The 24,880-nt window shown below is 47.6% G+C and carries 28 protein-coding genes, 1 tRNA gene, 1 other RNA gene and 1 pseudogene; 18 read left to right on the top strand and 13 right to left on the bottom strand.

Going from position 1 to position 24,880, the window contains the following annotated elements:
* The first annotated feature begins 28 nt into the window (after positions 1 to 28).
* From trpE to JEU20_RS03695, 9 genes are all read left to right on the top strand, one after another.
* Positions 29 to 1,516: an anthranilate synthase component I gene (gene trpE, locus JEU20_RS03735; protein WP_198243722.1), complete on the top strand. Its 1,488-nt coding sequence runs from the start codon at positions 29 to 31 to the stop codon at positions 1,514 to 1,516.
* On the top strand, positions 1,513 to 2,103 hold the full coding sequence (locus JEU20_RS03730) for an anthranilate synthase component II (RefSeq protein ID WP_198243721.1): 591 nt from the start codon (positions 1,513 to 1,515) through the stop codon (positions 2,101 to 2,103). The genes trpE and JEU20_RS03730 overlap by 4 nt, the downstream gene beginning before the upstream one ends.
* A gap of 5 nt (positions 2,104 to 2,108) precedes the next feature.
* On the top strand, positions 2,109 to 3,191 hold the full coding sequence (gene trpD / locus JEU20_RS03725; RefSeq protein WP_198245846.1) for an anthranilate phosphoribosyltransferase: 1,083 nt from the start codon (positions 2,109 to 2,111) through the stop codon (positions 3,189 to 3,191).
* 6 nt (positions 3,192 to 3,197) lie between these two features.
* Complete coding sequence (gene trpC / locus JEU20_RS03720; RefSeq protein WP_198243720.1) at positions 3,198 to 3,995, top strand: indole-3-glycerol phosphate synthase TrpC; 798 nt, start codon at positions 3,198 to 3,200, stop codon at positions 3,993 to 3,995.
* Between the two features lie 293 nt (positions 3,996 to 4,288).
* Complete coding sequence (locus tag JEU20_RS03715) at positions 4,289 to 4,489, top strand: hypothetical protein (RefSeq protein WP_198243719.1); 201 nt, start codon at positions 4,289 to 4,291, stop codon at positions 4,487 to 4,489.
* 275 nt (positions 4,490 to 4,764) lie between these two features.
* Positions 4,765 to 6,216, top strand: coding sequence for a tetratricopeptide repeat protein (locus JEU20_RS03710; RefSeq protein ID WP_198243718.1), 1,452 nt, complete (start codon positions 4,765 to 4,767; stop codon positions 6,214 to 6,216).
* Positions 6,209 to 6,520 (top strand): J domain-containing protein, encoded by a 312-nt coding sequence (locus JEU20_RS03705; protein WP_198243717.1) that lies wholly within the window; start codon positions 6,209 to 6,211, stop codon positions 6,518 to 6,520. The genes JEU20_RS03710 and JEU20_RS03705 overlap by 8 nt, the downstream gene beginning before the upstream one ends.
* A complete protein-coding gene (locus JEU20_RS03700; protein WP_198243716.1) occupies positions 6,513 to 7,013 on the top strand; it encodes a nucleotide exchange factor GrpE in 501 nt (166 codons plus the stop codon). The genes JEU20_RS03705 and JEU20_RS03700 overlap by 8 nt, the downstream gene beginning before the upstream one ends.
* A complete protein-coding gene (locus tag JEU20_RS03695; protein WP_245395091.1) occupies positions 6,976 to 8,010 on the top strand; it encodes an ABC transporter ATP-binding protein in 1,035 nt (344 codons plus the stop codon). The genes JEU20_RS03700 and JEU20_RS03695 overlap by 38 nt, the downstream gene beginning before the upstream one ends.
* A 132-nt stretch (positions 8,011 to 8,142) precedes the next feature.
* Here JEU20_RS03695 and JEU20_RS03690 read toward each other — a convergent pair whose 3' ends face one another.
* The 5 genes from JEU20_RS03690 to JEU20_RS03670 all read right to left on the bottom strand — a co-directional run bounded on the left by JEU20_RS03690 (position 8,143) and on the right by JEU20_RS03670 (position 12,943).
* Entirely contained in the window at positions 8,143 to 8,598 is a 456-nt protein-coding gene (locus JEU20_RS03690; RefSeq protein ID WP_198243715.1) for a hypothetical protein, read from the bottom strand.
* An 82-nt stretch (positions 8,599 to 8,680) separates the two neighbouring features.
* Positions 8,681 to 9,901: a UbiH/UbiF/VisC/COQ6 family ubiquinone biosynthesis hydroxylase gene (locus JEU20_RS03685; protein ID WP_198243714.1), complete on the bottom strand. Its 1,221-nt coding sequence runs from the start codon at positions 9,899 to 9,901 to the stop codon at positions 8,681 to 8,683.
* Positions 9,901 to 11,097 carry a 2-octaprenyl-6-methoxyphenyl hydroxylase gene (gene ubiH, locus JEU20_RS03680; RefSeq protein WP_198243713.1) on the bottom strand — a complete coding sequence of 399 codons (1,197 nt, stop codon included), beginning with the start codon at positions 11,095 to 11,097 and terminating at the stop codon, positions 9,901 to 9,903. The genes JEU20_RS03685 and ubiH overlap by 1 nt, the downstream gene beginning before the upstream one ends.
* Entirely contained in the window at positions 11,097 to 12,407 is a 1,311-nt protein-coding gene (gene pepP / locus JEU20_RS03675) for a Xaa-Pro aminopeptidase (RefSeq protein WP_198243712.1), read from the bottom strand. Before pepP ends, ubiH begins: the two co-directional genes overlap by 1 nt.
* Complete coding sequence (locus tag JEU20_RS03670) at positions 12,404 to 12,943, bottom strand: UPF0149 family protein (protein ID WP_198243711.1); 540 nt, start codon at positions 12,941 to 12,943, stop codon at positions 12,404 to 12,406. The genes pepP and JEU20_RS03670 overlap by 4 nt, the downstream gene beginning before the upstream one ends.
* A 128-nt stretch (positions 12,944 to 13,071) precedes the next feature.
* On the opposite strand from JEU20_RS03670, the gene JEU20_RS03665 reads away from it, so the two are divergent.
* The 7 genes from JEU20_RS03665 to JEU20_RS03635 all read left to right on the top strand — a co-directional run bounded on the left by JEU20_RS03665 (position 13,072) and on the right by JEU20_RS03635 (position 17,043).
* Positions 13,072 to 13,299, top strand: coding sequence for a TIGR02449 family protein (locus JEU20_RS03665; protein WP_198243710.1), 228 nt, complete (start codon positions 13,072 to 13,074; stop codon positions 13,297 to 13,299).
* Positions 13,296 to 13,607, top strand: a complete 312-nt coding sequence (locus JEU20_RS03660; protein ID WP_198243709.1) for a cell division protein ZapA — start codon at positions 13,296 to 13,298, stop codon at positions 13,605 to 13,607. The genes JEU20_RS03665 and JEU20_RS03660 overlap by 4 nt, the downstream gene beginning before the upstream one ends.
* A gap of 206 nt (positions 13,608 to 13,813) precedes the next feature.
* Positions 13,814 to 14,755: a hypothetical protein gene (locus JEU20_RS03655; protein ID WP_245395090.1), complete on the top strand. Its 942-nt coding sequence runs from the start codon at positions 13,814 to 13,816 to the stop codon at positions 14,753 to 14,755.
* Between the two features lie 225 nt (positions 14,756 to 14,980).
* Positions 14,981 to 15,161, top strand: a non-coding RNA gene (gene ssrS, locus JEU20_RS03650) — 6S RNA.
* Positions 15,162 to 15,370: 209 nt separating this feature from the next.
* Entirely contained in the window at positions 15,371 to 16,006 is a 636-nt protein-coding gene (locus tag JEU20_RS03645) for a YiaD family glycine zipper/OmpA-like lipoprotein (RefSeq protein WP_198243708.1), read from the top strand.
* A 199-nt stretch (positions 16,007 to 16,205) separates the two neighbouring features.
* Entirely contained in the window at positions 16,206 to 16,547 is a 342-nt protein-coding gene (locus tag JEU20_RS03640; protein WP_198243707.1) for an IS630 transposase-related protein, read from the top strand.
* A complete protein-coding gene (locus JEU20_RS03635) occupies positions 16,498 to 17,043 on the top strand; it encodes an IS630 family transposase (RefSeq protein WP_198245841.1) in 546 nt (181 codons plus the stop codon). Before JEU20_RS03640 ends, JEU20_RS03635 begins: the two co-directional genes overlap by 50 nt.
* Positions 17,044 to 17,177: 134 nt before the next feature.
* Here the strand turns inward: JEU20_RS03635 and JEU20_RS03630 are convergent, their stop codons facing one another.
* On the bottom strand, positions 17,178 to 17,966 hold the full coding sequence (locus tag JEU20_RS03630) for a sulfite exporter TauE/SafE family protein (RefSeq protein ID WP_198243706.1): 789 nt from the start codon (positions 17,964 to 17,966) through the stop codon (positions 17,178 to 17,180).
* 85 nt (positions 17,967 to 18,051) lie between these two features.
* Here JEU20_RS03630 and JEU20_RS03625 point away from each other — a divergent pair, with 85 nt between their 5' ends.
* Positions 18,052 to 19,290: a multifunctional CCA addition/repair protein gene (locus tag JEU20_RS03625; RefSeq protein WP_198243705.1), complete on the top strand. Its 1,239-nt coding sequence runs from the start codon at positions 18,052 to 18,054 to the stop codon at positions 19,288 to 19,290.
* Here JEU20_RS03625 and JEU20_RS03620 read toward each other — a convergent pair.
* Positions 19,277 to 19,960: a hypothetical protein gene (locus tag JEU20_RS03620; RefSeq protein ID WP_198243704.1), complete on the bottom strand. Its 684-nt coding sequence runs from the start codon at positions 19,958 to 19,960 to the stop codon at positions 19,277 to 19,279. The genes JEU20_RS03625 and JEU20_RS03620 overlap by 14 nt on opposite strands.
* 80 nt (positions 19,961 to 20,040) lie before the next feature.
* On the opposite strand from JEU20_RS03620, the gene JEU20_RS03615 reads away from it, so the two are divergent.
* Positions 20,041 to 20,523: a YajQ family cyclic di-GMP-binding protein gene (locus JEU20_RS03615; RefSeq protein ID WP_198243703.1), complete on the top strand. Its 483-nt coding sequence runs from the start codon at positions 20,041 to 20,043 to the stop codon at positions 20,521 to 20,523.
* On the opposite strand, the gene JEU20_RS03610 is transcribed toward JEU20_RS03615, so the two are convergent.
* The 6 genes and pseudogenes from JEU20_RS03610 to JEU20_RS03590 all read right to left on the bottom strand — a co-directional run bounded on the left by JEU20_RS03610 (position 20,513) and on the right by JEU20_RS03590 (position 24,872).
* Positions 20,513 to 21,391, bottom strand: coding sequence for a CPBP family intramembrane glutamic endopeptidase (locus tag JEU20_RS03610; protein WP_198243702.1), 879 nt, complete (start codon positions 21,389 to 21,391; stop codon positions 20,513 to 20,515). The genes JEU20_RS03615 and JEU20_RS03610 overlap by 11 nt on opposite strands.
* Complete coding sequence (locus tag JEU20_RS15575) at positions 21,388 to 21,618, bottom strand: RsmE family RNA methyltransferase (RefSeq protein WP_342590450.1); 231 nt, start codon at positions 21,616 to 21,618, stop codon at positions 21,388 to 21,390. The genes JEU20_RS03610 and JEU20_RS15575 overlap by 4 nt, the downstream gene beginning before the upstream one ends.
* Before the next feature lie 5 nt (positions 21,619 to 21,623).
* A pseudogene (locus JEU20_RS03605) lies at positions 21,624 to 22,115 on the bottom strand (16S rRNA (uracil(1498)-N(3))-methyltransferase); the annotation flags it as partial.
* A 93-nt stretch (positions 22,116 to 22,208) separates the two neighbouring features.
* Positions 22,209 to 23,501 carry an adenosylhomocysteinase gene (gene ahcY / locus JEU20_RS03600; protein WP_198243701.1) on the bottom strand — a complete coding sequence of 431 codons (1,293 nt, stop codon included), beginning with the start codon at positions 23,499 to 23,501 and terminating at the stop codon, positions 22,209 to 22,211.
* Positions 23,502 to 23,519: 18 nt separating this feature from the next.
* On the bottom strand, positions 23,520 to 24,680 hold the full coding sequence (gene metK / locus JEU20_RS03595) for a methionine adenosyltransferase (RefSeq protein ID WP_198243700.1): 1,161 nt from the start codon (positions 24,678 to 24,680) through the stop codon (positions 23,520 to 23,522).
* 115 nt (positions 24,681 to 24,795) lie between these two features.
* Positions 24,796 to 24,872: transfer RNA gene (locus tag JEU20_RS03590), tRNA-Ile, on the bottom strand.
* Positions 24,873 to 24,880: the final 8 nt, after the last annotated feature.

Raw genomic sequence — 24,880 nt, 5'->3', positions numbered from 1 at the left:
TCAAACTGGCCGAAGGCTTTAAAATACGATGACACCCGAACAATTCGATGATTACGCCCGGCAGGGATTTAACCGTATTCCGGTATGCCGGGAGGTTCTCGCTGATCTGGATACGCCGCTCAGCGCCTATTTAAAACTGGCCGATGGGCCGTATTCTTACTTGTTTGAATCGGTACATGGCGGTGAGCAATGGGGGCGCTACTCTATTATTGGTTTGCCGTGTAAAACACGAATTCAGGTGACAGGCCATCAGATTACTCAAATTGAAGAGGGTCAAGTCACGCAAAGCCTGGAACATCCGCAGCCATTACAATGGATCGAACAATTCAGGCAGCAGTATAAGGTACCGGATATTGAAGGATTGCCGCGTTTCAATGGCGGCCTGGTCGGCTATTTTGGCTATGAAACCATTGCCTATATTGAAAAACGCCTGCAGCCGCGCCAAAAACCAGATCCGATTGACACACCCGATATTTTATTGATGGTATCGGAAGAAATGCTGGTATTTGATAATCTGTCCGGCAAATCCCTGCTCTTGACCCATGCCGACCCCGCTCAGCCTCAGGCCTATGAAAAAGCAGTCGCGCGCTTGAATGATCTAGCCTATCGATTGAAAAACTTAAAGGCGCAGCCGGATGAACAGACGACGCCAAAAACGGTTTCCGAGAATGATTTTGTCTCCGGTTTTACCCAACAAGGCTTTGAACAAGCGGTGTTAAAGGCCAAAGACTATATCGTCGCCGGTGACATTATGCAGGTTGTGCTGTCACAGCGTCTGTCGATTCCATACTCGGCATCGCCGTTGAATTTGTATCGTGCGCTGCGCTGTCTAAATCCTTCGCCCTATATGTATTATCTGAATCTGGATGATTTTCACATTGTTGGTTCATCACCCGAAATTCTGGTGCGACTGGAAGATAATCAGGTCACGGTCAGGCCGATTGCCGGTACACGACCACGCGGTGATACGCCTGAACAAGATAGGGCTCTGGAACAGGATTTGTTGGCCGACCCGAAAGAACTGGCCGAACATTTGATGTTAATTGACTTAGGCCGTAATGATACCGGCCGGGTCGCTAAAATCGGCAGCGTTAAATTGACCGATAAAATGATTGTCGAGCGTTATTCGCATGTTATGCATATTGTTTCCAATGTCACAGGTGAGCTGGCCGAAGGTAAAGACGCATTTGATGTTCTGGCTGCGACTTTTCCGGCCGGTACGGTTAGTGGGGCACCTAAAATCCGGGCGATGGAAATTATTGATGAATTAGAGCCGGTTAAGCGTGGTGTGTATTCCGGTGCCATCGGTTATATTTCCTGGTCGGGTAATTTAGATACCGCGATTGCCATTCGTACCGCTGTTATTAAGGATAAAACGTTGCATATTCAGGCGGGTGCAGGCATCGTTTATGACTCTGTCCCTCGTAATGAATGGGATGAAACAATGAACAAGGGCCGGGCGATTTTCCGGGCTGTCAGTATGGCTGAAGCCGGACTGGAAGGAGAACAAACATGAGTGCGGTTAAACTGGTGATGATTGATAATTACGATTCATTCACCTACAACCTGGTGCAATATTTTGGCGAATTGGGCGCAGACGTGACCGTGGTTCGCAATGATGAGGTTACGCTTGATGATATTGCCGCCATGCGGCCTGACAAGTTGGTGATTTCTCCAGGGCCTTGTACGCCAAAAGAAGCCGGAATTTCGGTCGCGGCGATTCTGGAGTTTGCTGGAAAACTACCGATTTTAGGCGTCTGTTTGGGGCATCAAAGCATTGGTCATGCATTTGGCGGCAAAATCATTCACGCCAAGCAAATCATGCATGGCAAGACATCGTCCGTTTATCATAAAAACACCGGGGTGTTCAAAGGATTGAGCAATCCTTTCATCGCAACTCGCTATCATTCGCTGGTAATCGATCAGACCCGCTTGCCGGACTGTCTGGAAGTCACCGCCTGGACTCAGGATAAACAAGGTCAACGGGATGAAATCATGGGTGTTCGGCATAAAACGCTGGATGTTGAAGGCGTACAATTTCACCCGGAATCCATTTTGACCGATCACGGTCATGATTTACTGAAAAATTTTCTGGAACGTTAATGAATATTACTTTACCGCAGGCTATTGGCCAACTCCTGGATAAACAGGATTTAACGCATCAGCAAATGCATTATGTTATGCGGCAGATCATGACGGGGCAGGCCAGCGACGCCCAGATCGCTGGCTTTTTGATTGCGTTACGGGTGAAAGGCGAAACGGTCGAGGAAATCACCGCGGCGGTGGAAGTCATGCGCGAACTGGTGACCCCGGTGCCGGTGAAAGGTGAGCATGTCATCGATACCTGCGGTACCGGCGGCGATGGTGCCAATACTTTCAATATTTCTACTGCTTGCGCTTTTGTAGTCGCCGCAGCGGGCGGGAAAGTGGCCAAGCATGGCAACCGCTCAGTGTCGAGCCGTTGTGGCAGCGCCGATGTGCTGGAAGCGGCGGGTGTCAATCTGGATTTAACCGCTGAACAAGTGGCGCAATGCGTACAAGATATCGGCGTCGGTTTTCTGTTTGCGCCTAAACACCATAGTGCAATGAAACATGCGATTGGTGCGCGTAAGGAAATGGGCGTCAGAACCGTTTTCAATTTGCTTGGCCCATTAGCCAATCCGGCTAATGCCGACCATCAGTTGATCGGTGTTTTCGATAAAAAATGGCTGCGGCCGATGGCAGAGGTGCTGCAAAAACTGGGCAGTCGCCATGTTCTGGTGGTCAATGCCTATGATGGGTTGGATGAATTGAGTATCGCTTCGCACAGCCATATTGCAGAATTAAAAGACGGCCGTATTCGTGAATACACCATTCGGCCAGAAGAATTTGGTTTGCAGCGCAGTCCGCTTGATACACTAGCGGTGAAAAGCGCAGAAGACAGCCTGGGCATTATCCGGCAGGTATTAAATAACGAACCGGGGCCGGCCCGCGATATCGTGTTGCTGAATGCCGGTGCTGCGATTTATGCCGCCGATTTGGCCGATAATTTGAAAGCAGGTATTGCCATGGCTAAGGCGATGCTGGACGAAGGTTTGGCCTTACAAAAACTTGAGGCACTGATTAACTGGTCGCCGGCGGCAAAGTCCGATAAAAAACCAGACAAAGCTCGAAAACAGAATAGTGCCAATAATGATTCATCTAAAGATTAAAACCCTATGACTGATACTCCCGATATTTTAAAAAAGATTCTGGCGACTAAGCAGGACGAAGTCGCCACACGCAAACAAAATATTCCGCAAGACATGCTGCAAGAAATCGCCGCCGGCATCGAAGGGCCGCGTGGTTTTTACCGGGCCTTGAAAAGCCAGGCTGAAAAGCGACAGCCTGCCGTGATTGCTGAAATCAAAAAAGCCTCGCCCAGTAAAGGTGTGATTCGGGAAGATTTCAAACCGGTTGAGATTGCACAGGATTACGCGATGAATGGCGCGACCTGTTTATCGGTGCTGACCGACAAAACCTATTTCCAAGGTTCGGAAGTTTATCTGCAGATGGTGCGCGAACGTTGTCCATTGCCGGTATTGCGCAAAGATTTTATGATCGACCCTTATCAGGTGTATGAGGCGCGTGCACTAGGCGCCGATTGCATTTTGCTGATTGTTGCCGCCTTAAGCGATGCGCAAATGCAGGAACTTGAAGATACGGCTCTGGAATTAGGCATGGATGTTTTGGTGGAAGTTCACGATGCAGACGAAATGGCACGTGCATTAACACTCAAAACACCTCTGGTCGGTGTCAATAACCGCGATTTGCGCAGCTTTGAAACCCGGCTAGAAACGACGCTGACATTACTCGAAGCATTTCCAGATGACCATCTGTTAGTGACAGAAAGCGGCATCCACAGTAAAGAGGATATTAAGTTGATGACCGAGCACGGTATTTACAGCTTTTTGGTTGGTGAATCCTTTATGCGTGCACCATCACCAGGGCAAAAAATGCGGGAATTGTTTTTTTAACCCCACGTAATTATTCAGCATGTTTAATGTCTAAATATCAGTCACTTATTCTAGAAGACGCCGTAAATATATCCGTGTAGGCTTGAATGTGTCATCTTTGACACATATACTTTCTTCATAAGTAACTGATATTTAACGTATTTTATTAAATTATTTTGGCTAAATCGTTACAGCCCCACTTTGCTGTCAACAGCTTGTCGCTCTGTATAGCACGGCAATGACAAAACTGGGTTAATGTTACCGCTGATGCGTTTTGTGCTGAGCCAGATAATACTCAGCAGGAGGTATAAAAAATGAAAACGGTTGAAGAAGTTGAAAAAGCGGTTACTCAATTGCCCGCAGATCAATTGAGGAAGTTCCGTGCCTGGTATGAAAAGTTCGATGCAGAGACCTGGGATAAACAGATTGAACAAGATATTCTCTCTGGCAAACTGGATAAGTTGGCAGAGGCGGCTATAGCCGACCATAAATCGGGAAAATCTAAAAAGTTGTGAAACACTATACGAGTCCATCGTTTTGGTCTGCGTACGACATGTTGCCTCAATCAGTGAAATGTGTTGCTGATAGGAATTTTAAGATACTCAAAGAGAATCCCTATTACCCATCACTGCATTTGAAAAAGATCAACCCGTATTGGTCTGTGCGTGCAGGAATTCGATATCGAGCATTGGCAATAGAAATCAATGATGACTTACTCTGGTTTTGGATTGGAAGTCATGCTGAATATGATAAGTTCATCAAACCGTAATTATGTGTCTTCGCTAAAACCATGCCAAACGAAATACAGTCTCAGGCTGAAAAAGCTCGCCAACTGGTGAGTCAAGCGCAATACAAAGAGGCGGCCGAATGCTATCGGAAACTGTGGCTGGAAACCGATGATATCCACTGGCGCCAAGCGATGGCTGAATGTTATCTGGCCCGGGCGCAGATGTTTGCAAAACGAGCGATGTATCGGGAAGCGGTGGATTTGTGGCGGCAATATCGCCAGATGAATGCGGCTGACAGCGTGCAGTTGGATGATGCCGTGTTATGGCTGTTAGCGTTGGGCGACCAAGCCGAGGCTAAAGCGTTATTAAAACAGGGCAGCGCCGATCAAATCGATTACTTAAACCCTGATCTGGTGATGACGTTGGGGCTTTTACAGTTGACCGGAACGGTTGATTTGCGCGGCTGTTTGCCGCAAGACTCGCAATTTGTCGCCGATCTGGCCGTGGCCGAAGCGGCATTGCAAGCCTTGCCGGACAAGCAGGCTGCCGCACAAATCGTGCAGGATTTATCGCCTGATTCTGCTTTTTATGATTTTGCCCGCTTAATACAGGAGCTGCCTCTACCGCAGGATTCACCCTATGCAGCCTGTTTGCCGGTATTACAGGTGCTACCTTTACAGGGACAGCGTTTTGTTGCTGCGATGACCGCCTTGAACAGACGGCAGCGTGAAGCCGTGTATGCGCTACGGCGTTTAAGTGAGCAGCAATGTCAGTTTATTGAACGCTACTGCGAACAGGTTGATGACATAACGCCATTACAGGCATTTGATTGGGTGATGCAATTTCGGGCATTGACAAGTTTTGCTGAGGCCATGGCGTTTTGTGCCGGGCATTTACCCAATGATTTTGTGCGCTGGCTTCGCTTTAAAAAACAATTTCCAGAACTTTCCGCATTTGAATTAAGCCGCTTGAAAGCCTTAGCGTGCGAACGTAGTAATGACTTTCACGGGGCCGAGCAGCATTGGCTGGATGCCATTGACAGTTTAAACAAAACACCCGGACAGGCGATGAAGATCGCCTTGATTTTACGCCATATCGCCGAATTTTATCCACCGGAGTCGCAAGCTGAATGGTTGGCACAGAGTCTGCGTTATGACCCGGATGATGTTGAAACGCAGGATAAACTGGCGACGTTAGAGGGACAGCATACGCCGTTTTCCCTGCAAACATCGGGTGATGATGGCGATGTATTTGATGTTTTGCTGACAGGTTTAGACGACGATAAAAAAGCACTGTTATATGAAAAACGCGATGAATTGATGATGGTGTTTACGCCCGAGCAACTGGCTGCCGCGTTTGAAAGCGACATGCCATCTCGTGATCTAGAGCAGGCTTTAGCCCGGCAGCCGATGTTGTATGAGGGCTTGCTGCTGTTAAAGGCTGCAGAATGCTGTCACCTCCCTAAGCCTTTTAGCGTGCAACAATTATTGAACACTGTGGAAGAGCATGATTGACCCATTCCAGCGTTTGGGCGTGACGCCTGATGCAAGCGATCAACAGATCCGGCAAGCCTATTTGCGATGTGTTAAACAACATCCGCCGGAACAAGACCCCGAAATCTTCAAACAAATACGGCAGGCGTATGAGGCCATTAAAGATGAGCGCAGTCGCCTAACGTATCAATTGTTTCAGCAACCAGACAGTACCTTTGAATCCTGGCTGGATCAGGCCTTTGCGTTATCACCCCCCGCCCCACTCACTGCGGCGCAATTTCGAGATATTTTGCGGTGTGCGCTAGATGATATGTTTTATGAATGACAGCGAACTGTTGAAAAAAATTGTGACGGCGCAGGCGCGGTATGGCGAAATATTGCTGCAATTATCAGAAACACTCTCTACGATACAGCAACAGAGTCAGTCTGAAGAGAGTAGACAGCGAGAAGTATTACTGGATTTGTTAGAGGTTTATGACAGTCTGCGCTATAGCGTTGAGGCGTTAGTAAGTTATCGGCCGGTCGATAAATTATTTCGCCATTCCAGGACAGAGGATGTTGAATTTATCAAGCGCATCAAACAAGGGCAACAGATTAGTCTCAGACACATACAGCGCATGCTGGATCGTTACCAGCTCAAGCCGGTTCTGACAGAAAAACAGCGCTTTAATCCCGAAACCATGGTTGCCGTCAGCATAGAAAACAACCCTAAAGAAAGTGATGGCATGGTTTTGTTTGAAATGCGACCCGGATTTTACTGGCGCGATACCATTCTGCGCCGTGCCGAAGTCAGTGTCAATCGTCATCAAGATGTTTGAGGAAAACTTTGCAGAAAACAGCTTAACTGCTTATCAATTAAGCAAGGTGCAGTTTAATTATGGTACGAAACCGGCATTGTCGATTCCTGATTTGACTATTACGGCTGGGAAAATTACCACGCTGATTGGTGCAAATGGCAGTGGTAAGAGTACCTTGTTGAAGGTGTTAGCTTTTTTGGTGCCGCCTACGCAGGGTAGAGTGGTTTTTTTTGGACGGATGCCATCCGAAAAGGTGCGACGACAGATTGCATTACTGCCACAACGGCCCTATTTGTTCCGTGGCAGTGTGGCGCATAACCTGCGTTTGGCCTTGAGATTTCAGCAGGTTCCACGGGCGTTATGGGGCGCTCGTGTTAGTGAGGCGTTAAAACAGTTAGGTATCAGTCATTTGTGTGAACAATCGGCGAATCGGTTGTCGGGTGGGGAGGCGCAGAAAGTTGCATTGGCGCGGGCGATTATTGGTAAGCCGAAGGTGTTACTGATGGATGAACCATTTAGTTATCTCGATCAGGACAGTAATAAGATGCTGATGCGGTTTATGCGTGATTATCAACAAGACAGACAGGCGACATTGGTATTTAGCACGCATGATCGCTTGCAGGGCATGGCTTTGGCTGATGAGGTGATTTCATTAGTCGCGGGGCGGCCGGTGCAATCGCCGTTGATTAACGTGTTTCACGGTATTCAGGAAAAGCAATGTTTTAAAACCGGCAAAATGACAATTTATTTATCCGATGGCGCAGGGCCAGGGCGTCATGTTTCGATTGAACCTAAAGAGATTGTGTTGTCTCGGCAGGCGCTGGTTTCTAGTATGCGTAACCAGATGCAAGGCCGCATCAAGGCTATTAGTGAAGCGAGCGGTAATATTCTGGTGACGGTTGAGGCCGGAGAAGTCTTTCAAGTCATGATTACTCATCATGCTTTGCAGGAAATGGCTTTAAGCATTGGCGATGAGGTTTGGCTGAGTTTTAAGTCGAACAGCGTGTTAGTGTTTTAAGACGATGTTCTTGGCAAATTTGCTGTGTTTACCCACAACCATGAGGTTGTTGTCCCATCTGGCAAGAGCTGATTTATGCCAGATGGGAGATTTTAGCCTTCTAGAAGACGCTGGGTCGTTACAAAAAGACGTTTATTGGTACTTATCCATTGCCTTGAGTTTATTCAAGGCCTCGTTGATTTTAGCAATGTTTGCCTTGTCTAGTTCGGTATTTTTATAGACTTTTTCCAGCAAGCCTTCTGTGACTAAGGCTTCTTTTATCCAGCGTTTCAGAAAACGATAGTTGCTGGCGATTTTACTGATTTCGCCGGTTTCCGGGTTTTTCAACTCGCCAGGCATCAGTTTTGTGGTGACGGCTGTCGTGGCCGGTTTTGCAGGGCTGGCAGGTTTAGGTGTAGAGGTGGTTTTTGGCTGTGGCGCTGTGGCAGGTTTTGGAGCCGATTCGGCTTTAACGACAACTTGTGGCTTGCTTGCGGTTGCAGCTTGTGTGGCTGTTTTTTGTTTTTTCAGATTTTTTTCGCATTCCACGACCTTAAAGACGACATAGGCGACATAAATCGTGACGAGTATGAAAAGTAATTCGGCCATACCGTTTCCTCTTGGTTTTTATTGTTACGGAGATTATTAAACCGACTATACCAGAAGCGTTGGCTTCGGGTAAACTGCGGATTTACCAGCAGGGTTGGTTTTGTGCCAGTAGTGGCAGGTCATCACGCAGTCCCATGGCATGTTGGTTGAATAGGTTTTTAAGCCAGCGCGTGTGATTAATCTGGTTCATACCGAAAGAACGCAGGGAGATGACCGGCAATTCCTGACGGCTGAAGGTTTTATTCAGAATATCCATGCTGCTCATCATCAGTAAATTATCCCCTTTACGCCAGCGTTCGTATTGGCGCAGGTATTTGCGACTACTGAGTGGACGGCCAGTCTTTTTTTGTTTAATGGCGAGTTCGGCAATGGCGGCGGCGTCGAGCAGGCCCTGATTGGCGCCTTGGCCGGCTAACGGGTGCATGGCGTGTGCCGCATCGCCAATCAGGGCCAGATGCGCGTCGGTGTATTGATTGGCATATTGAAATTTAAGCGGGAAGGCGGCACGCGGCCCGGTTTTGAGCATCTTTCCGAGAATGCCGCCAGAGGCTTTTTCCAGTTCGGTTAAAAACTCATCTTCGGCGAGTTTGGCATAAGTTTGGGCCGTTTCCGTTTTTAATGTCCAGACGATGGAGCATTGACCGGTGTGTAAGGGTAAAAAGGCCAGCGGCCCTTCATCTAAAAAGCGTTGCCAGGCCGTGTTTTGGTGGCTTTTTTCGGTGTCTATGGTGGCGACCAGGCCATCTTGATGATAAGGCCAGCCAGTAATATCGATGCCAGCTAGACGGCGCAGAAAGGAGTCGCGACCATCGGCAGCAATGATTAAATCGGCTTCAAACTGGCGGCCATCGTTCAGAGTCAGGCGGCGTCCCGGTTCAATCATTTGCATATCGACAATTTTGGCCGGAGTAATACAATGCGCGGAGGGCTGTCGTTCCAGTTGCGTCCATAACGCCGCTACGGTGATACGATTTTCAACAATATGGCCGAGTTCATTGAAGGACGTGTCGGCACAATCGAAATGCAATTCACCATCGGCCTTGGCATCCCAGACACGCATGTCTTTATAGGCACAGACGCCACGCTTGACCATCTCGGGCCAGGCATCGAGTTGTTGCAGTATATTTTGTGAGGCTTTGGTCAAGGCCGAAACCCGTAAATCGACCGAATCAGCCGGCCATTGTTCAGGTGGCCGAGCAATATCTAGCAGCGCAACCTCAATACCGCCTTTAGCCAGTGCAAGGGCGGCGGTGGCACCGACGATACCGCCACCGACGACGATAATTTCAAAATGGTTTTGCATCAGCGTTTACTCCCGATTCTGGGTAAGCGGTCGGCCATTCCCATCGCGTGGCGGGCCAGCTGCTTTTTGGCGAATGGCAGATGATCGAGGACGGTCAATCCAGCATTGCGTATGGCGGCTAATGCCAGCCAACGATTAGAGAATATTTTGACGGTGGTGTCGGTAAACTGGATTGTTTTGTCGTGGTCCGCCCGGCGTTGCTCGGCATAGTGTTGCAGGACTTCGGGGGTGCCGGGGTCGGGTTGTGAATGTAATAGTTCGGCAAGCTGCACCACATCGCGTAAGCCTAAGTTAAAGCCTTGTCCGGCAACTGGATGTAGTTGATGAACGGCGTTGCCGATGAGTACGACACGATTGTCGATCATGCGCTCTGCACGGATCAGGGTTAAAGGGAAAGCGCGGCGCGGGCTGCTGAGTTTGAGTAAGCCGAGTTTATAGCCAAAGCAATCTTGTAATTGCGCCAGAAAATCGGCTTCGCCTCCGGCCATTAAGGCATCGGCATCGTCATGCTGGCGCGTCCATACCACAGACAGGTGATTGTTTTGCGTTGGCAGCAGGGCTAACGGGCCGGATTCGGTAAAGCGTTCGTAAGCAGTGTTGGCATGGGGTTTGGCGCTATGTACCGTAGTGACCAGGGCGGTTTGGCCATAATCGGTGACGTGCTGCGGAATTTCCAGTAGTTTGCGCACGCTGGAATTTCCACCATCGGCACCAACCAATAAGGCTGCGGATAGATTGAGTGGTTGTTGGTTTTGTTTCAGGCTAACATGTATGGCATCGTTTCCGGCCATTAATCCTACTACACGGGCCGGGCAAAAGCGCGGAATGCCGGCTTGTTCGACGAGGGCGGCAACATGGGTCTCGATATCCCGTGCAGAGATCACATAGCCTAAGGCCGCGACACCTTGCTGCTTGGCTGACAAACGGGTTTTGCCAAAATGACCACGGTCTGAAATATGAATTTGCTTGATTGCCGTCGCCGTTTCGATGCCTTGCCAGATATGCATGGTTTCCAGCATGTTGACGGTGCCGGCAGCCAGAGCCAGAGCGCGGTCTCCCGCTGGGGATTGTTTTAATTGCTGTGGTGTTTGTGCTTCGATAATGGCGATTTTCAGGCCGGAGTCCTTCAATGCCAGTGCCAGGCAGTTGCCTGCCAGTCCACCACCTGCAATCAGAATGTCATAATCATGTTGCATTATGTTGCCTGCATCAGTTGCTCAATTTCTTCAATCGTTTTGGGGACATCGGCAGTTAGAACGTCATGGCCGTTTTTAGTTACAACCACATCATCTTCAATGCGAATGCCGATACCGCGCCATTTTTCTTCGACAGATTGACAATCTGCTGGGATATAAAGACCGGGTTCAACTGTCAAGACCATGCCCGGCTCCAGTTCGCGCCAATGATTATCAACTTTATAATCTCCCACATCGTGGACATCCATGCCCAGCCAATGGCCGATGCGGTGCATATAAAACTGTTTATATTTTTCGTTTTTAATCAACGTTTTGACATTGCCGGATAACAGGCCAAGCTTAACCAGACCACGGGTTAAAACCTCTACAGAGGCATCATGAGCCTGATTCCAGGGTAAGCCCGGCTGAATCTGCTCTAGGGCTGCGGCTTGGGCATCGAGGACCAGTTGATACAGTTGTTTTTGTGCCGGGCTGAATTTGCCAGAAACTGGAAATGTCCGGGTAATGTCGGCAGCGTAATGGTCGCATTCCACGCCGGCGTCAATCAGTAACAAGTCCCCTTTTTTTAGTTTGTCCTTGTTTTCGGTGTAGTGCAGGACACAGGCATTCGCACCACCGGCGACAATGGATGGGTAGGCGACATGGCGTAAGCCATGACGATAGAATTCGTGTACGATTTCGCCTTCAATTTGATATTCGTACAGGCCGGCTTTACACATCTGCATGGCACGAATATGGGCGGCGGCGGAAACTTTGGCGGCAATGCGCATGAGTTTGAGTTCAGCTGCGCTCTTAAAGAGGCGCATTTCGTGCAAGATATGTTCGAGCGAAACCAGTTCGCCAGGTGCATTGACGCCGCTGCGGGATTGTTTGCGGATATGATTGATCCACTCCAGTAGCTTGTGATCGAGCACACTGTCTCTGCCCATGGGGTAAAAAACTTTTGCCTTGTTTTCTAGCATGCCCGGTAAAATATCATCCAGGTCATCAATGGGGAAGGCATCATCAGCTTCAAAATGCTCAGTTGCACCCTCAAGCCCGGCATGGGCACCTTCCCAAAGTGCTTTGGTCGGGTCAAATTCGCGGCAAAACAGAATATATTCGCCTTGTTCCCGGCCAGGGATAAAAACCGCCAATGCATCGGCTTCATTAAATCCAGTTAAATAATAAAAATCGCTATCCTGACGGAAAGGATATTCGACGTCACGGTTACGGATTTGGCTGGATGCACTGGCAATCAGCGCAATGTTGCCATGGCCGATTTGCCGCATTAAGGCTTTGCGGCGGCGTTTGAATTCTTGTTGCTTCATGAGGGCGTGTTATCGTGTTCAGTGGCTTCTGTGAACTGGTCTCGAATGAGCAAAACCGCAGCCCGAAGATATTCGTGAATTTCCATCAGGGCGTGTTCATCGTCTTCATTTTCAACATTGGCGTCGAGTTTGCTGAATTCGACAAGATCACGCATGATTTCACCGGTTTCACCCGGCCAGTCAGTCTGACCGCTTTTTAGATAACCGATGCCAAATAAAAACCCCTGACACCAGCTGCGTAACGCTTCGGCCTGCTGACTTAAATCATCATTTTCATCGCTATCGGGCAAAAACAGATCAAAACTGAAGTCATCCTCTTCAGGATGGAGTAATTTTCGTGTTTGCTCAAATAGATTGAACAAAATGGTTTTATCTTCTTCAGTCAAACTGGCGTTTTCAAGTAAGGTATCCAACCAATTCGCCACATCACAACGGCTATCGACACATAACATGCCACAGGCCATGCCATGTGCTTCAGACGGATTTAGGGTCACATCATGCTGTTGTAAAATCGTGCTGACAATTTCGTAGCTCATAGAATATTTTTGTAGAGTGCACAAAAAAATACCGCTTATGCTAACATTATCTATGAATTTTGTATCGCAGCGATGAATTTTGCCGCGCTATTTTTTTAAGATTTTTAACATTGTTAATGACCCCTCCCATGGCTAATTCTGATTATGACCCTTCGGCTGAGCTCGCCAGCCTTGAAGCAAAGCTGGAAGAATTGATTGCTCGGTATGAGCAATTACAAAACGAAAACAATTCCTTGAAGCTGCGGCAAGATATTTTAGTAAAAGAAAAGGCGAAATTATTGGAAAAGACGACTTTAGCTAGAACCCGGGTAGAAGCGATGATCAGTCGATTGAAGGCGATGGAGCAAGGTTCATGAAAAAGCCGATAACGCCAGTTACGATTACGATTCTTGGCAAAGAATATAAGGTTGCTTGTGAACCGGACGAGGTGGATGCGTTGCTTGATTCGGCCAAGGAACTTGATCAGCAGATGCGGAAAATTCGTGATTCAGGCAAGGTTGCGAGCCCTGACCGGATTGCGGTAATGGCCGCCTTGAACTTAGCGCATGAATTACGTCAATTACAGAGCAAAGTCCAGCCTGCCGCCGTGACAAGGCCGGATGGAATCACAGCGGCCTTGATTAAAATGCGGCAGCGCATAGAAATGGTTTTAGAAAATAGATAATTCGAGTATTGCGACTCGGAATTGGTTCGCAAATCATAAATCAAAGAGCTGCCCCCCCATTCTTTTTCTTTAACGGAAGACTTTTGCCTCATTAGTTTGTGCTCATGCTGATTGTACGTAAGAAAATCTAGCGGACGCAAAAAATGCTGCGCTGATTTCGGCGTTAAGCGAGGGCTCGCTATAAATCTATAAAGCAGGGGATAACAGTGACAGATATAGATAATGATAGACTCGAACTTTTAGAAAGGCAGCTCGCGGAACGGATAACAAATCGAGTTCAACCAGCGTTATTTAAACTTTATGCAACTGTTGGACTGGCAGTGATTGGAGTTCTAGGTTTTGTGGGCTGGGACATCGTCAAAGATATTAAGTCTGAAATTAAAGCCGAAATTGTCGACTCGATTAGCAAAGATGTAGAGGCAAAGCGCACCGAGATTGTGGAACGAGTTACTGAAACGCGAGTTATGGCTAGACGCGCTAATATGGTAATTGAGCGCCTAGAAAAACAACTCGACGATTTCCAGCCCCAAGCGGAAAATTTAGATGAAACTATAAAAAAAGTAAAAGCTTTGAATGTCACTTCACAAGATTTGATAGCCACATATTCCCAAGAAGTTCAGCCGCTTACTTCAAGTGTAGAGTCGCTTTCAAGCCAGCTTAGAGCATTGGCTGAACAAGTGAATCAATTGAATGCTATTGCCACAGTTAGTGGGTTAAATTCTGGAGTAGATTCCGCAGAAGCCTTCCAACAACGTAGCGCTGCAATACAATCAGTGATATCAGACACAAAGGTAGCAGAAAAACGCTTTGCGCAAGCACGCAGCAAAACAACTGTATTTTTCCAGTTTGCTGGAGGGCGCCGCGAACAAGCTAGGGAATTATCGGCTGTTCTTAAACAAAACGGCTATGTTGTTCCAGGAGAAGATCGAGAAGGTGGAGCAGCAGGAAAGCACGAGGTTAGATATTTTCATGATAAAGATGAAGCAGTTGCAAAACGCCTTGCAGACGATGTAACTCGTGCTCTTCATGGGCTGGGATATCCCGAGCGGACAGCAACCAAAATCACAGCAAGTTCGTTTGTATCTTACCGTAGCAAGAAACCCAGACCTGGCGTACTTGAATTATGGTTGGAGTTACCCTCAAGGTAGAAAAACTTTTTTGATTAAAGCACCAAATATGTCAATTTATCAAGAGGCATGCGCTCTTAATGGCCGCATTCTACTGTTAGCAGTATTGTTTAAGAATCATAAACCCAACACCTGACCCTGTTATTTCAATGAGAATAGGCTTTTTAAAGAACTGTTGAGTACGGATTTGCCAAAAAATAATCTGTTAGTGCAATTTTTAGGTTAAATCGTTTAAAATACCCCCTGTATCTCCTGCGGCGTTCGAGCAGTGCTGGGTGTTTCCTGAACCTAATATTGCCCCGGAAGCGGTCTCCGGGTTTCTGGTGCGCAGGCCCGTTTTAGACGGGAAGCCTGATGAACCGGTTAAGCTTCCACTTGAACCTTTGGTTCAAGGACGAAGGCATGAGACGGCGCAGGCGGGAGATACAATCCCCATTCATTTTTCCTGTCCCTCTTAAACCGTTCGCAATTCATTCTGGATTAAGCTATCTTTAGTATTTTATCCAGCACCTCGTAATACCTCGGCATTTATGGCGAGGATGAAAAGGGACAATATTTTCTTTAAGAAAATATTGTCCCTCAGGGCGAGGTGCTGGATTTATTCGTATCGTCCTTATAAACAATGGAGTAGTCCCGATGAAAAAAATTACTGCAATTGCATTTGCCGTTAGTTTGGCAACAGGTTGTGCGACAGACCCTTATACGGGGGAACAAAAAGTTGCGAATACGGCGATTGGCGCCGGTGTAGGTTCGGCTATTGGTGCAGGCATTGGCGCGTTAGCAGGGGGAGGAGATGGCGCGCTGATTGGCGCGGCAGCAGGCGCGGCCGTTGGCAGCGGTGTCGGGTATTATATGGATCGGCAGGAAGCACAGTTGCGCGCCCGGCTGGAAGGAACCGGCGTCAGGGTTGTGCGTCAAGGCAATAATCTAAAACTGATTATGCCGGGTAATATTACCTTTAACACGGATTCAGCTAATATCAGTCCACAGTTTTATCCAGTATTGGATTCTGTTGCGTTGGTGCTGAAGGAATTTGATGATACCGGCATCAATATTTCTGGCTTCACCGATTCTACCGGCAGCGCGGATTATAATCAGCGCTTATCTGAGCGGCGGGCAAACAGTGTCGCGAGTTATCTGGTTCAGCGTGGTGTCAATCATAATCGCATCCAGGCGCGGGGCTTTGGTGAGCGTTACCCTATTGCATCAAATGATACGCCGATGGGACGTGCACAAAATCGGCGTGTAGAAATTACGATTCGGCCACGTTGATCGAATTGTTTTGCTAAGGAAGTGCTGGTTTATTCGCACTTCCCTAAAAATACAAAAGCCCGCAAAGCAATGCTTGTGGGCTTTTTTGTAGAGTTGAGTTACCACCTGATGTTACGCAGTAACTCTTCCCTCATTCCCACGCAAGAGCGGGAACCAGGGGATATAACTAAAGCAAGATTATGTGGCATAATATATTCCCATGACATACCCTCTTAAATTTCGACAAAAAGTCTTTGCGGTCAAAGAAAAATATGGCCTGACCTTTGAACAGACCAGCGAACGTTTTGATGTGCCGATACGCACCTTATTTCGCTGGCAAAAAAAGCTTGAACCCTGTCTGACTCGAAATAAACCGGCCACAAAAATTGATATGGAAGCGTTGAAGAAAGATGTTGAGCGTTACCCTGATGACTATCAATGGGAAAGAGCGAAACGGTTTAACGTGAGTCAACGGGCGATTGGTTATGCCTTAAAGCGTTTGGGTTTCAGCAATAAAAAAAACACTCAAACATCCAAAAGCGGACGAGCAGGCACGGTCTGATTTCCAAGCGAAAATTGTGGACTACGAGTCCAAAGAGCGACCTATTGTCTATGTGGATGAAAGTGGTTTTGAGCAAAGTATGCCGAGAACGCATGCTTATTCACCGGTAGGCGAGCGGTGCTACGATGTCCATGATTGGCATGCGAAAGGGCGAATTAATGCGATTGGCGCTATGATGGGGTCCGCTTTGGTAACAGTCAGCTTGTTTGAAGGCAGCATTAATGCGGACACTTTTTATGCCTGGTTAACCCAGGATTTGTTACCCAAACTGCCGGAACAGGCTTTCATTGTTATGGACAATGCTGCTTTCCATAAACGTGCAGATATTTTAGATGCCATCAAGCAAACAACCTGCACTCTTGAGTTTCTTCCGCCCTATAGTCCAGACCTTAATCCTATTGAACGCAAATGGGCACAAGCTAAAGCGCTTCGACGACAGCATCGCTGTGATGTCGATACGTTATTTTGCAAATATTTAGATTATGCCAGTTTATAATGCTCTAGCTATAACTCTGTGTGCTCTGTGGTCTGAAGTGTCGATAAGAGAGAGGCCAGAGATGGCTTTTTTTCTCGGTAATGGCGAACGGAGAATTATGGAAATGAAATTAAAGAGCCACCGCGTAACATCAGTTACCACAACATTTTTGCGGCGATGATATAAAGTAGCAGCGCGAAATAATGCTTTAAGTGTTTGGCCGGTAGGCTATTAGCGAGTCGCGCACCGATAGATGCGGTAAAAATACTACTAGCGGTGATACCTAAAAACGCCGGTAGATAAATAAAGCCTAAGCTGTATTCGGGTAATGAAGTTAGCTTCCAGCCAGTCAGGATATAGCCTATTGTTCCTGCCATGGCGATGGGTAATCCGCACGCGCTGGAGACGGCAACGGCATTTTTCATCACAAGGTTTTTGCCCAACAAATAAGGGACGGTCAGCGTTCCGCCTCCGATACCAAGTAAAGTTGACAGGCCGCCAATAATCGCGCCGGCAACATAATCCATACCTTTCCATCTGCTTTGTACTGAGATGACGGTTTTTTTTTGCAAAAGCATATTGGTCGCAACGTATATCAAATAGGCGATAAAAAAATAGCGTAGCAGGTGTGCCGGCAAATGTGCTGCGACAAAAGACATTAACAAACTGCCGATGATAATACCGGGGACGAGTTTACGAACAACAGGCCACAGCAGGTTTTGTCTTTGGTGATGGGCGTAGCTTGAGGCGATAGCGGTGGGAATAATGGTCGCTAGTGACGTGGCAATTGCCATAATCATGATGTGTTTATCTGCTAAGTTTAAGCGTTCGAATAACCACATCAGTACTGGCACGATGATGATGCCGCCGCCAATACCAAACAGGCCGGCTAATAAGCCGGTGGCCGCACCTAAAATCAAGCTGGCTAAGAAAATATCGGTCATGTCATTTTTAATGAGAGTAGAGGTGACTAAATTTTATGTGTAGAGAGTATATAATAACGGGATTGTTTGAAAGGGTTGGAAACGTGTGAAAAAGTATCTTGTCGGCGGTGCGGTCCGCGATACATTGCTGGGTTACCCAGTCAAGGAACGAGACTGGGTGGTGGTGGGTGAAACGCCCGAATCCATGATAGCGCAAGGTTTCAGACCTGTCGGTAAGGACTTTCCCGTTTTTTTACATCCTGAAACACATGAAGAATATGCGCTGGCGCGAACCGAGCGCAAGACAGCGCCGGGTTATAAAGGGTTTAATGTTCATGCCACACCCGATGTGACACTGGAACAGGATTTGCAACGACGTGATTTGACCATCAATGCGATGGCAATGACAGAAAGTGGCGAAATCATCGATCCTTATGGTGGCCAGAAGGATTTACAGCAACGTGTGTTTCGACATGTTTCGCCGGCCTTTGTCGAAGATCCGGTCAGAATCTTACGGGTTGCACGTTTTGCCGCCCGTTATGCACATTTAGGTTTTACTTTAGCCGCTGAAACACGCGATTTGATGCAGCAAATGGTCGATGCCGGTGAGGTCGATCATTTGGTGGCAGAACGTGTGTGGGCGGAATTGATTAAGGCATTGATGGAAAAAACGCCATCGGCATTTTTTTATACCTTACGTGATTGTGGTGCGTTAAAAGTCATTTTTCCGGAGATTGATTGCTTGTTTGGCATTCCACAACCGGCAAAATATCATCCCGAAATCGATACCGGCGTCCATGTCATGATGGTTATTGATCAGGCCGCGCAGTTGTCGGGTAAAGCTGAAGTGCGCTTTGCCGCATTGGTGCATGATTTAGGCAAGGCATTGACCGATCCGGCTAAATGGCCTAGTCACCATGGCCATGAGACATTGGGTTTGCCCGCATTAAAAACGCTGTGTCAGCGATTGAAAGCGCCCAATAGTTTTAAAGTGCTGGCTATGGTGGTGATGCAATATCATGGCTATTGTCATCGGGTGTTTGAGTTGAAGGCTTCGACCTTGGTCGATCTATTGCAGAAATTAGGCGCGTTTAAACAAAATAGCGCGCTGGATGACTATCTTGTTACCTGTGAGGCCGATATTCGCGGCAGGGCAGGTTTTGAGCGGCGCGACTACCCACAGGTGCAGTATTTAAAACAAGCCGCGGAGGCGGCCGCCAATGTAGATATATCCAGCGTTATGGCTAGCGATGTACAAGGTAAACAAATTGCAGAGGCGATACGGCAATTGCGCATTACAGCGGTTAAGCGTTTTATCAGAAGCTGGCGAACTAAATCGGAATAAAGGCGGTAATCATGCTTTGCAGCGTGTTCTTAATTTGTCGGTGAGTTCGGTTAGCCATGATTTGTGCCAACATATCTTGAGCATTGATCATTTTGCCAAACAGACGTTCAAAACTTAGATTGATTTGCTCGCCTTCCCCGGTGCTGTATAAAAACGGCGTGCCATCGGTTTTACGCTTAGTGCGTAACAGCCAGGCCGCCAGTTCTAGGTTGCGGGCGCTGTCATAAAGTTTTTGTGCCTCCAGTAAGTTGTGCATATAAAACTCTTCGTGATTATCGTATGCGTGCATAATCATAGTTTGAAGGCCGGCAATAAAACTTTGCACCCGGTCGCCTTGATAACTTTCGTCAAATGTCTGACGAATGCAGGCAATGCCGTCTTTGCCATTAATTCTGCTGTAGGGATAGTGCTCAAGCATTGCTATAGCTTGTTGTCGTGAAGCAAGGCCGGCTTTTCGCCATTGATTTGGGTTGCGTTTATATAATTTGATGGCCAGCTCAATCAAAGCCTTGCGGACAATAGTTTGGTGTGTTTCCGACACTAGGTCGATATCGTTTTTCAGCAATGAGCGCATTTCGAAATCCCGGCCCTTGACCTGACCTTCCGAGGCGCAGGCGCTGAGGAGTATGCTAAAACATAAGCAACTGAAAAAAGGGATGTTTTTTTTCATGCGGAAGAAAAATGAATTGAGTTTTAAAGATAACAAAATTATAGTTATATTTCTCTAGTTTTTAATTGAATAAAATCACTATGCCATCATTTGATATTGTTTCCGAATTTGATAGTCACGAAGTCAGTAACGCTGTTGATCAAGCTAATCGTGAAGTTTCCACTCGTTTTGATTTTAAAGGCAGTGATGCTAAATTTGAGTTACAGGATGAAAAGATTATGATGATTGCCGAATCGACTTTTCAATTACAGCAAATGTTGCCAATTTTATATTCCAAAATGACCAAGCGAGGTGTGGATATTGGTTGTCTGGAAACGGGCGAGCCGAAAGCCTCAGGGAAAATGGCGCAACAGGAGCTGACGTTAAAGCAAGGGCTTGAACAGGATATTGCCAAGAAAATCGTCAAATTGATCAAAGATAAAAAACTCAAGGTTCAAGCGGCTATCCAGGGTGATAAAGTCCGGGTTACTGGCAAGAAAAGAGATGATTTGCAGCAGGTGATTCAGATGTTGAAACAAGAAGATGTCGGGCAGCCTCTGCAGTTCAATAATTTCAGGGATTAGTGCATCGTTGTTTCCAGAGCCAATAACCTGCAATAGCCAGCGAGAGCCAGATTGTGACTAATGGGCCTACGACGCCGTCGTAACCGCTGACCAAAAACAGATAGTCCGATTTTGGATTTACATCTAAAAAATCTTTACTGGTTTTTATTAACCAAACCCATCCGGCATGGCAGCCAACACAGATGCCTAAGCTGTGCCGGAATTCAATTCGGATCAAGGCCAGAAAGACGCCGACGACCCATAAGGCCAATAAAGCTGAAAAAATAGCAGGATTAAACCAGTTGGCAAAGGCTTCCAGCATCAAATCGAAACCTTTTGCAGGGCTTATCTCGGCATAGGGTACCGAAGATTTCGCTTTAAGAAAATGTAGGCTGGCATAATAAAAAGCGCTTAAGCCGACGGCAAGCGATAAGGAGAGCTTTTGGCGTAGACTGGCGAGTAAAATACCGCGGAACAAGGGTTCTTCCAGAAAAGAAATCAGCAATGCCAGTAGCAGGGAAATGCCAATGCGTTTACAGGCTTTCAGGACAGTCCAGTCGCGGCTAGTGTCGATGATATGCACATCCAAGCCATAGAGTACGAGCAGTACCGGCAGTAAGGTTATGATGCCAATGAGCAGGCCTAAGCCCATTTGATGCAGGAATTGGCGAGGTGGCGCGAAGCCTAAGTCTTGCCAGCTTAACTTTAACCAAGCCTTAAGCGGGAAAATGCTGAGCAAGAGTAAAACTAAGGTGGTTTTACTGATGATTTTCCGAAATTCGACCACATCGCCGAATGCGAGCAGTAAATAATATCCCAGCCAGCAGGCAACCGTTGCCAGAATGATTAAGATGATAAGCGGCAGGAAAGCATAGAGCAGGCGCATCATGAAAAATCTCCCCATAAGGTTTGAATGGCGCTAATTGCGGCTAGAGCGGCTGTTTCAGTGCGTAAAATACGAGGCCCTAGTCTGACGGGAATAAAGTCTGCCTCGGTGGCGTAAGCGCGTTCCTGATCGGTAAAGCCACCTTCCGGACCCGACAGCAGCGTGACTTGACGTTGTTCTGGCGTGTATGTAGCAAGGCTTTTATCGGCATAGGGATCCAAAAAAAGCACAGCGCAGTTTGTTCTGATACCCAGTCTGTCAGTGTTTGAATCGGTTGCAACAGCGGCAAGCGGGTACGGCCAGATTGTTCGGCGGCATGTTGAATGATGCCTTGCCAGTGACGTAGGCGAAGCTGGCGTTTATCGTCGGTTAATTTGACGACGCAGCGTTCGGTCAATAACGGCGTGATTCGACAAACGCCCAATTCAACGGATTTTTGGATGGCCCAGTCCATGCGTTCGCTACGGGATATACCCAGACCAAGATGAATAGTGAGTGGCGACTCGATATCTTTAATCTGCTTGGATAGGATTTGAATGACAACCGATTTTCGGCTGACCAAGCTTACTTCGGCGCGATACTCATTACCCTGACCATTGAAAACAATCAATTCCTGTTGTTTTTTTAAGCGCAGTACGGTGCGCAGATAGTGAGCGGCTTCAGCATCAAGTTCTAAAGATTGGCCGACTGTTAGTGGGTTGTCGAGAAAGAGTCTGGATTGGCGCATAATACATTAACTAAAAAAAGGAGCCACGGGGGGCTCCTTTTTGGTAGGGTACAAAGGGCATGGCTACCGAAATATAAGTAGCCATGCGCATCATCAATAACGGTAATGGTCAGGCTTGTAGGGTCCTTCGACCGGAACGTTGATATAAGCGGCCTGCTCTGGCGTGAGTTGAGTCAAGTTCACGCCCAGTTGTTTCAGGTGTGAACGGGCAACTTTTTCATCCAGTTTTTTCGGCAGAATATAAACTTTGTTCTCATATTGGTCAGCATGGTTCCACAGTTCAATCTGAGCAAGAACCTGGTTGCAGAACGAGTTGGACATGACAAAACTCGGATGTCCGGTGGCGCAGCCTAAGTTGACCAGGCGGCCTTCTGCCAGCACGATCAAACGCTTGCCATCCGGGAAGATCACATGATCAACCTGGGGTTTGATGTTTTCCCAAGTGTATTGGCGCAGTTTGGCGATTTCAATTTCAGAATCGAAATGGCCGATATTACAGACGATGGCCTGATTCTTCATCTGTTTCATGTGTTCGTGTGTGATGACATCTTTGTTACCGGTAGCCGTCACAAAAATATTGGCGAGAGGCGCGGCTTCGTCCATCGTAACCACACGATAGCCTTCCATCGACGCCTGTAAGGCACAAATTGGATCAATTTCGGTAATCCAGACCGTTGCACCGAGACCACGTAAGGATTGCGCGCAACCTTTACCCACATCACCATAACCACAAACTACGGCGATTTTACCGGCAACCATGACGTCGGTGGCGCGTTTAATGCCATCTACCAAGGATTCACGACAGCCGTATAAGTTATCAAATTTTGATTTAGTGACCGAGTCATTAACATTGAATGCTGGTACGCGCAGGGTACCGTTTTCAACCATTTCATATAGACGTAAAACGCCAGTTGTGGTTTCTTCAGACAAGCCTTTGACGTCATCCATCAATTCTGGAAATTTTTCATGCATCATCAAGGTCAGGTCGCCGCCATCATCCAGAATCATATTTGGGCGCCAGCCATCGGGACCAATAATGGTTTGTTCGATACACCATTCGGCTTCCTCTTCGGTTTCACCTTTCCAGGCAAATACTGGAATGCCGGCAGCAGCCATTGCGGCGGCGGCATGATCTTGGGTTGAAAAGATGTTGCAGGATGACCATCTGACTTCGGCACCGAGCGCGGTTAGGGTTTCGATCAACACGGCTGTTTGAATGGTCATATGCAGGCAGCCTGCAATGCGGGCACCTTTTAATGGCTGCTCGACACCATATTCTTCACGCAGCGACATCAAGCCTGGCATTTCAGTTTCCGCAATACTGATTTCTTTGCGGCCCCAGTCAGCCAAGGAAATATCGGCTATTTTATAATCATGTTCGCTCATCGTTTTATCCTTTTTAGGTTACAGTCCAGCAGAATCTTTCAGGGCTTCGACTTTATCGGTTTTTTCCCAGCTGAAAGAAGCTTCAGTACGGCCAAAATGGCCATAAGCTGCCGTTGGCTGATAAATGGGTTTCAATAAATCCAGTTGCGCAATCAGGCCTTTGGGGCGTAAGTCAAAATGCTCACGAATCAGTTCAACCAAGCGTTCTTCACCAACTTGGCCAGTGCCAAATGTTTCAACGCTGATCGATGTAGGTTCGGCAACGCCGATGGCGTAGGAAACCTGGATTTCACAACGTTGAGCTAGGCCAGCTGCAACAATATTTTTGGCGACGTAACGTGCCATATAGGCTGCCGAACGGTCAACTTTGGAAGGATCCTTACCAGAGAATGCGCCGCCACCGTGGCGTGCCATGCCGCCATAGGTGTCCACGATAATTTTACGTCCGGTCAGGCCGCAATCACCGACAGGGCCGCCAATGACGAACTGTCCTGTGGGGTTGATAAAATATTTGGTGTCAGCATGTAGCCACTCTTTAGGCAAAGTAGGCAAGATGATTTCATCCATCACGGCCTCTTCCAATTGTTTTCCGCTGATTTCAGGTGAATGCTGGGTCGATAACACGACCGCATCGATGGCGACGGGTTTATTGTCTTCGTAACGGAATGTCAACTGGCTTTTTGCATCGGGGCGTAGCCAGGGTAGAACACCGGTTTTACGGATATGCGCTTGCCTTTCCACCAGGCGATGGGCATAAGTTACTGGTGCAGGCATCAGTACATCGGTTTCATTGGTGGCGTAACCGAACATCAGGCCTTGATCGCCTGCGCCCTGTTCATGATCGTCGGTATCATCAACCCCCATGGCAATATCGGGTGATTGTTTGCCGATGGCATTTAAAACAGCACATGTCTTGCCATCAAAGCCGATGTCACCGTTGTCATAGCCAATTTCACAGACCACTTTTCGAACCAGTTCTTCGGTATCGACCCAGGCTTCGGTGGTGATTTCGCCGGCGAGGATGACCATACCAGTTTTAACCATAGTTTCACAGGCGATACGGGAATGTGGGTCTTGTGCCAGTAATGCGTCGACCATGGCATCAGAAATCTGATCGGCCAGTTTATCAGGGTGACCTTCAGAGACGGATTCTGAGGTAAAGATGAAATTATTGCTCATAACAGGTTCCTTTAACTGATTGAATATCAGTAGTTTAGTACGTTTTGCAGAGATTGACAGGCTTGGACGTTCGCTGCAATGTCATTAAAAAAGGCCGCATGCGGCCTTTTGTTTGTGGTGGGCCCTCCCAGACTCGAACTGGGGACCTGCCGATTATGAGTCGGATGCTCTAACCAACTGAGCTAAGGGCCCGAATTTTT

It is taken from the genome of methane-oxidizing endosymbiont of Gigantopelta aegis (assembly GCF_016097405.1).
Classification (GTDB): Bacteria; Pseudomonadota; Gammaproteobacteria; order Methylococcales; family Methylomonadaceae; genus Methylomarinum.
The sequence above is the reverse complement of the archived record's forward strand: the minus strand, read 5'-3'. Positions and strand labels throughout refer to the sequence as shown.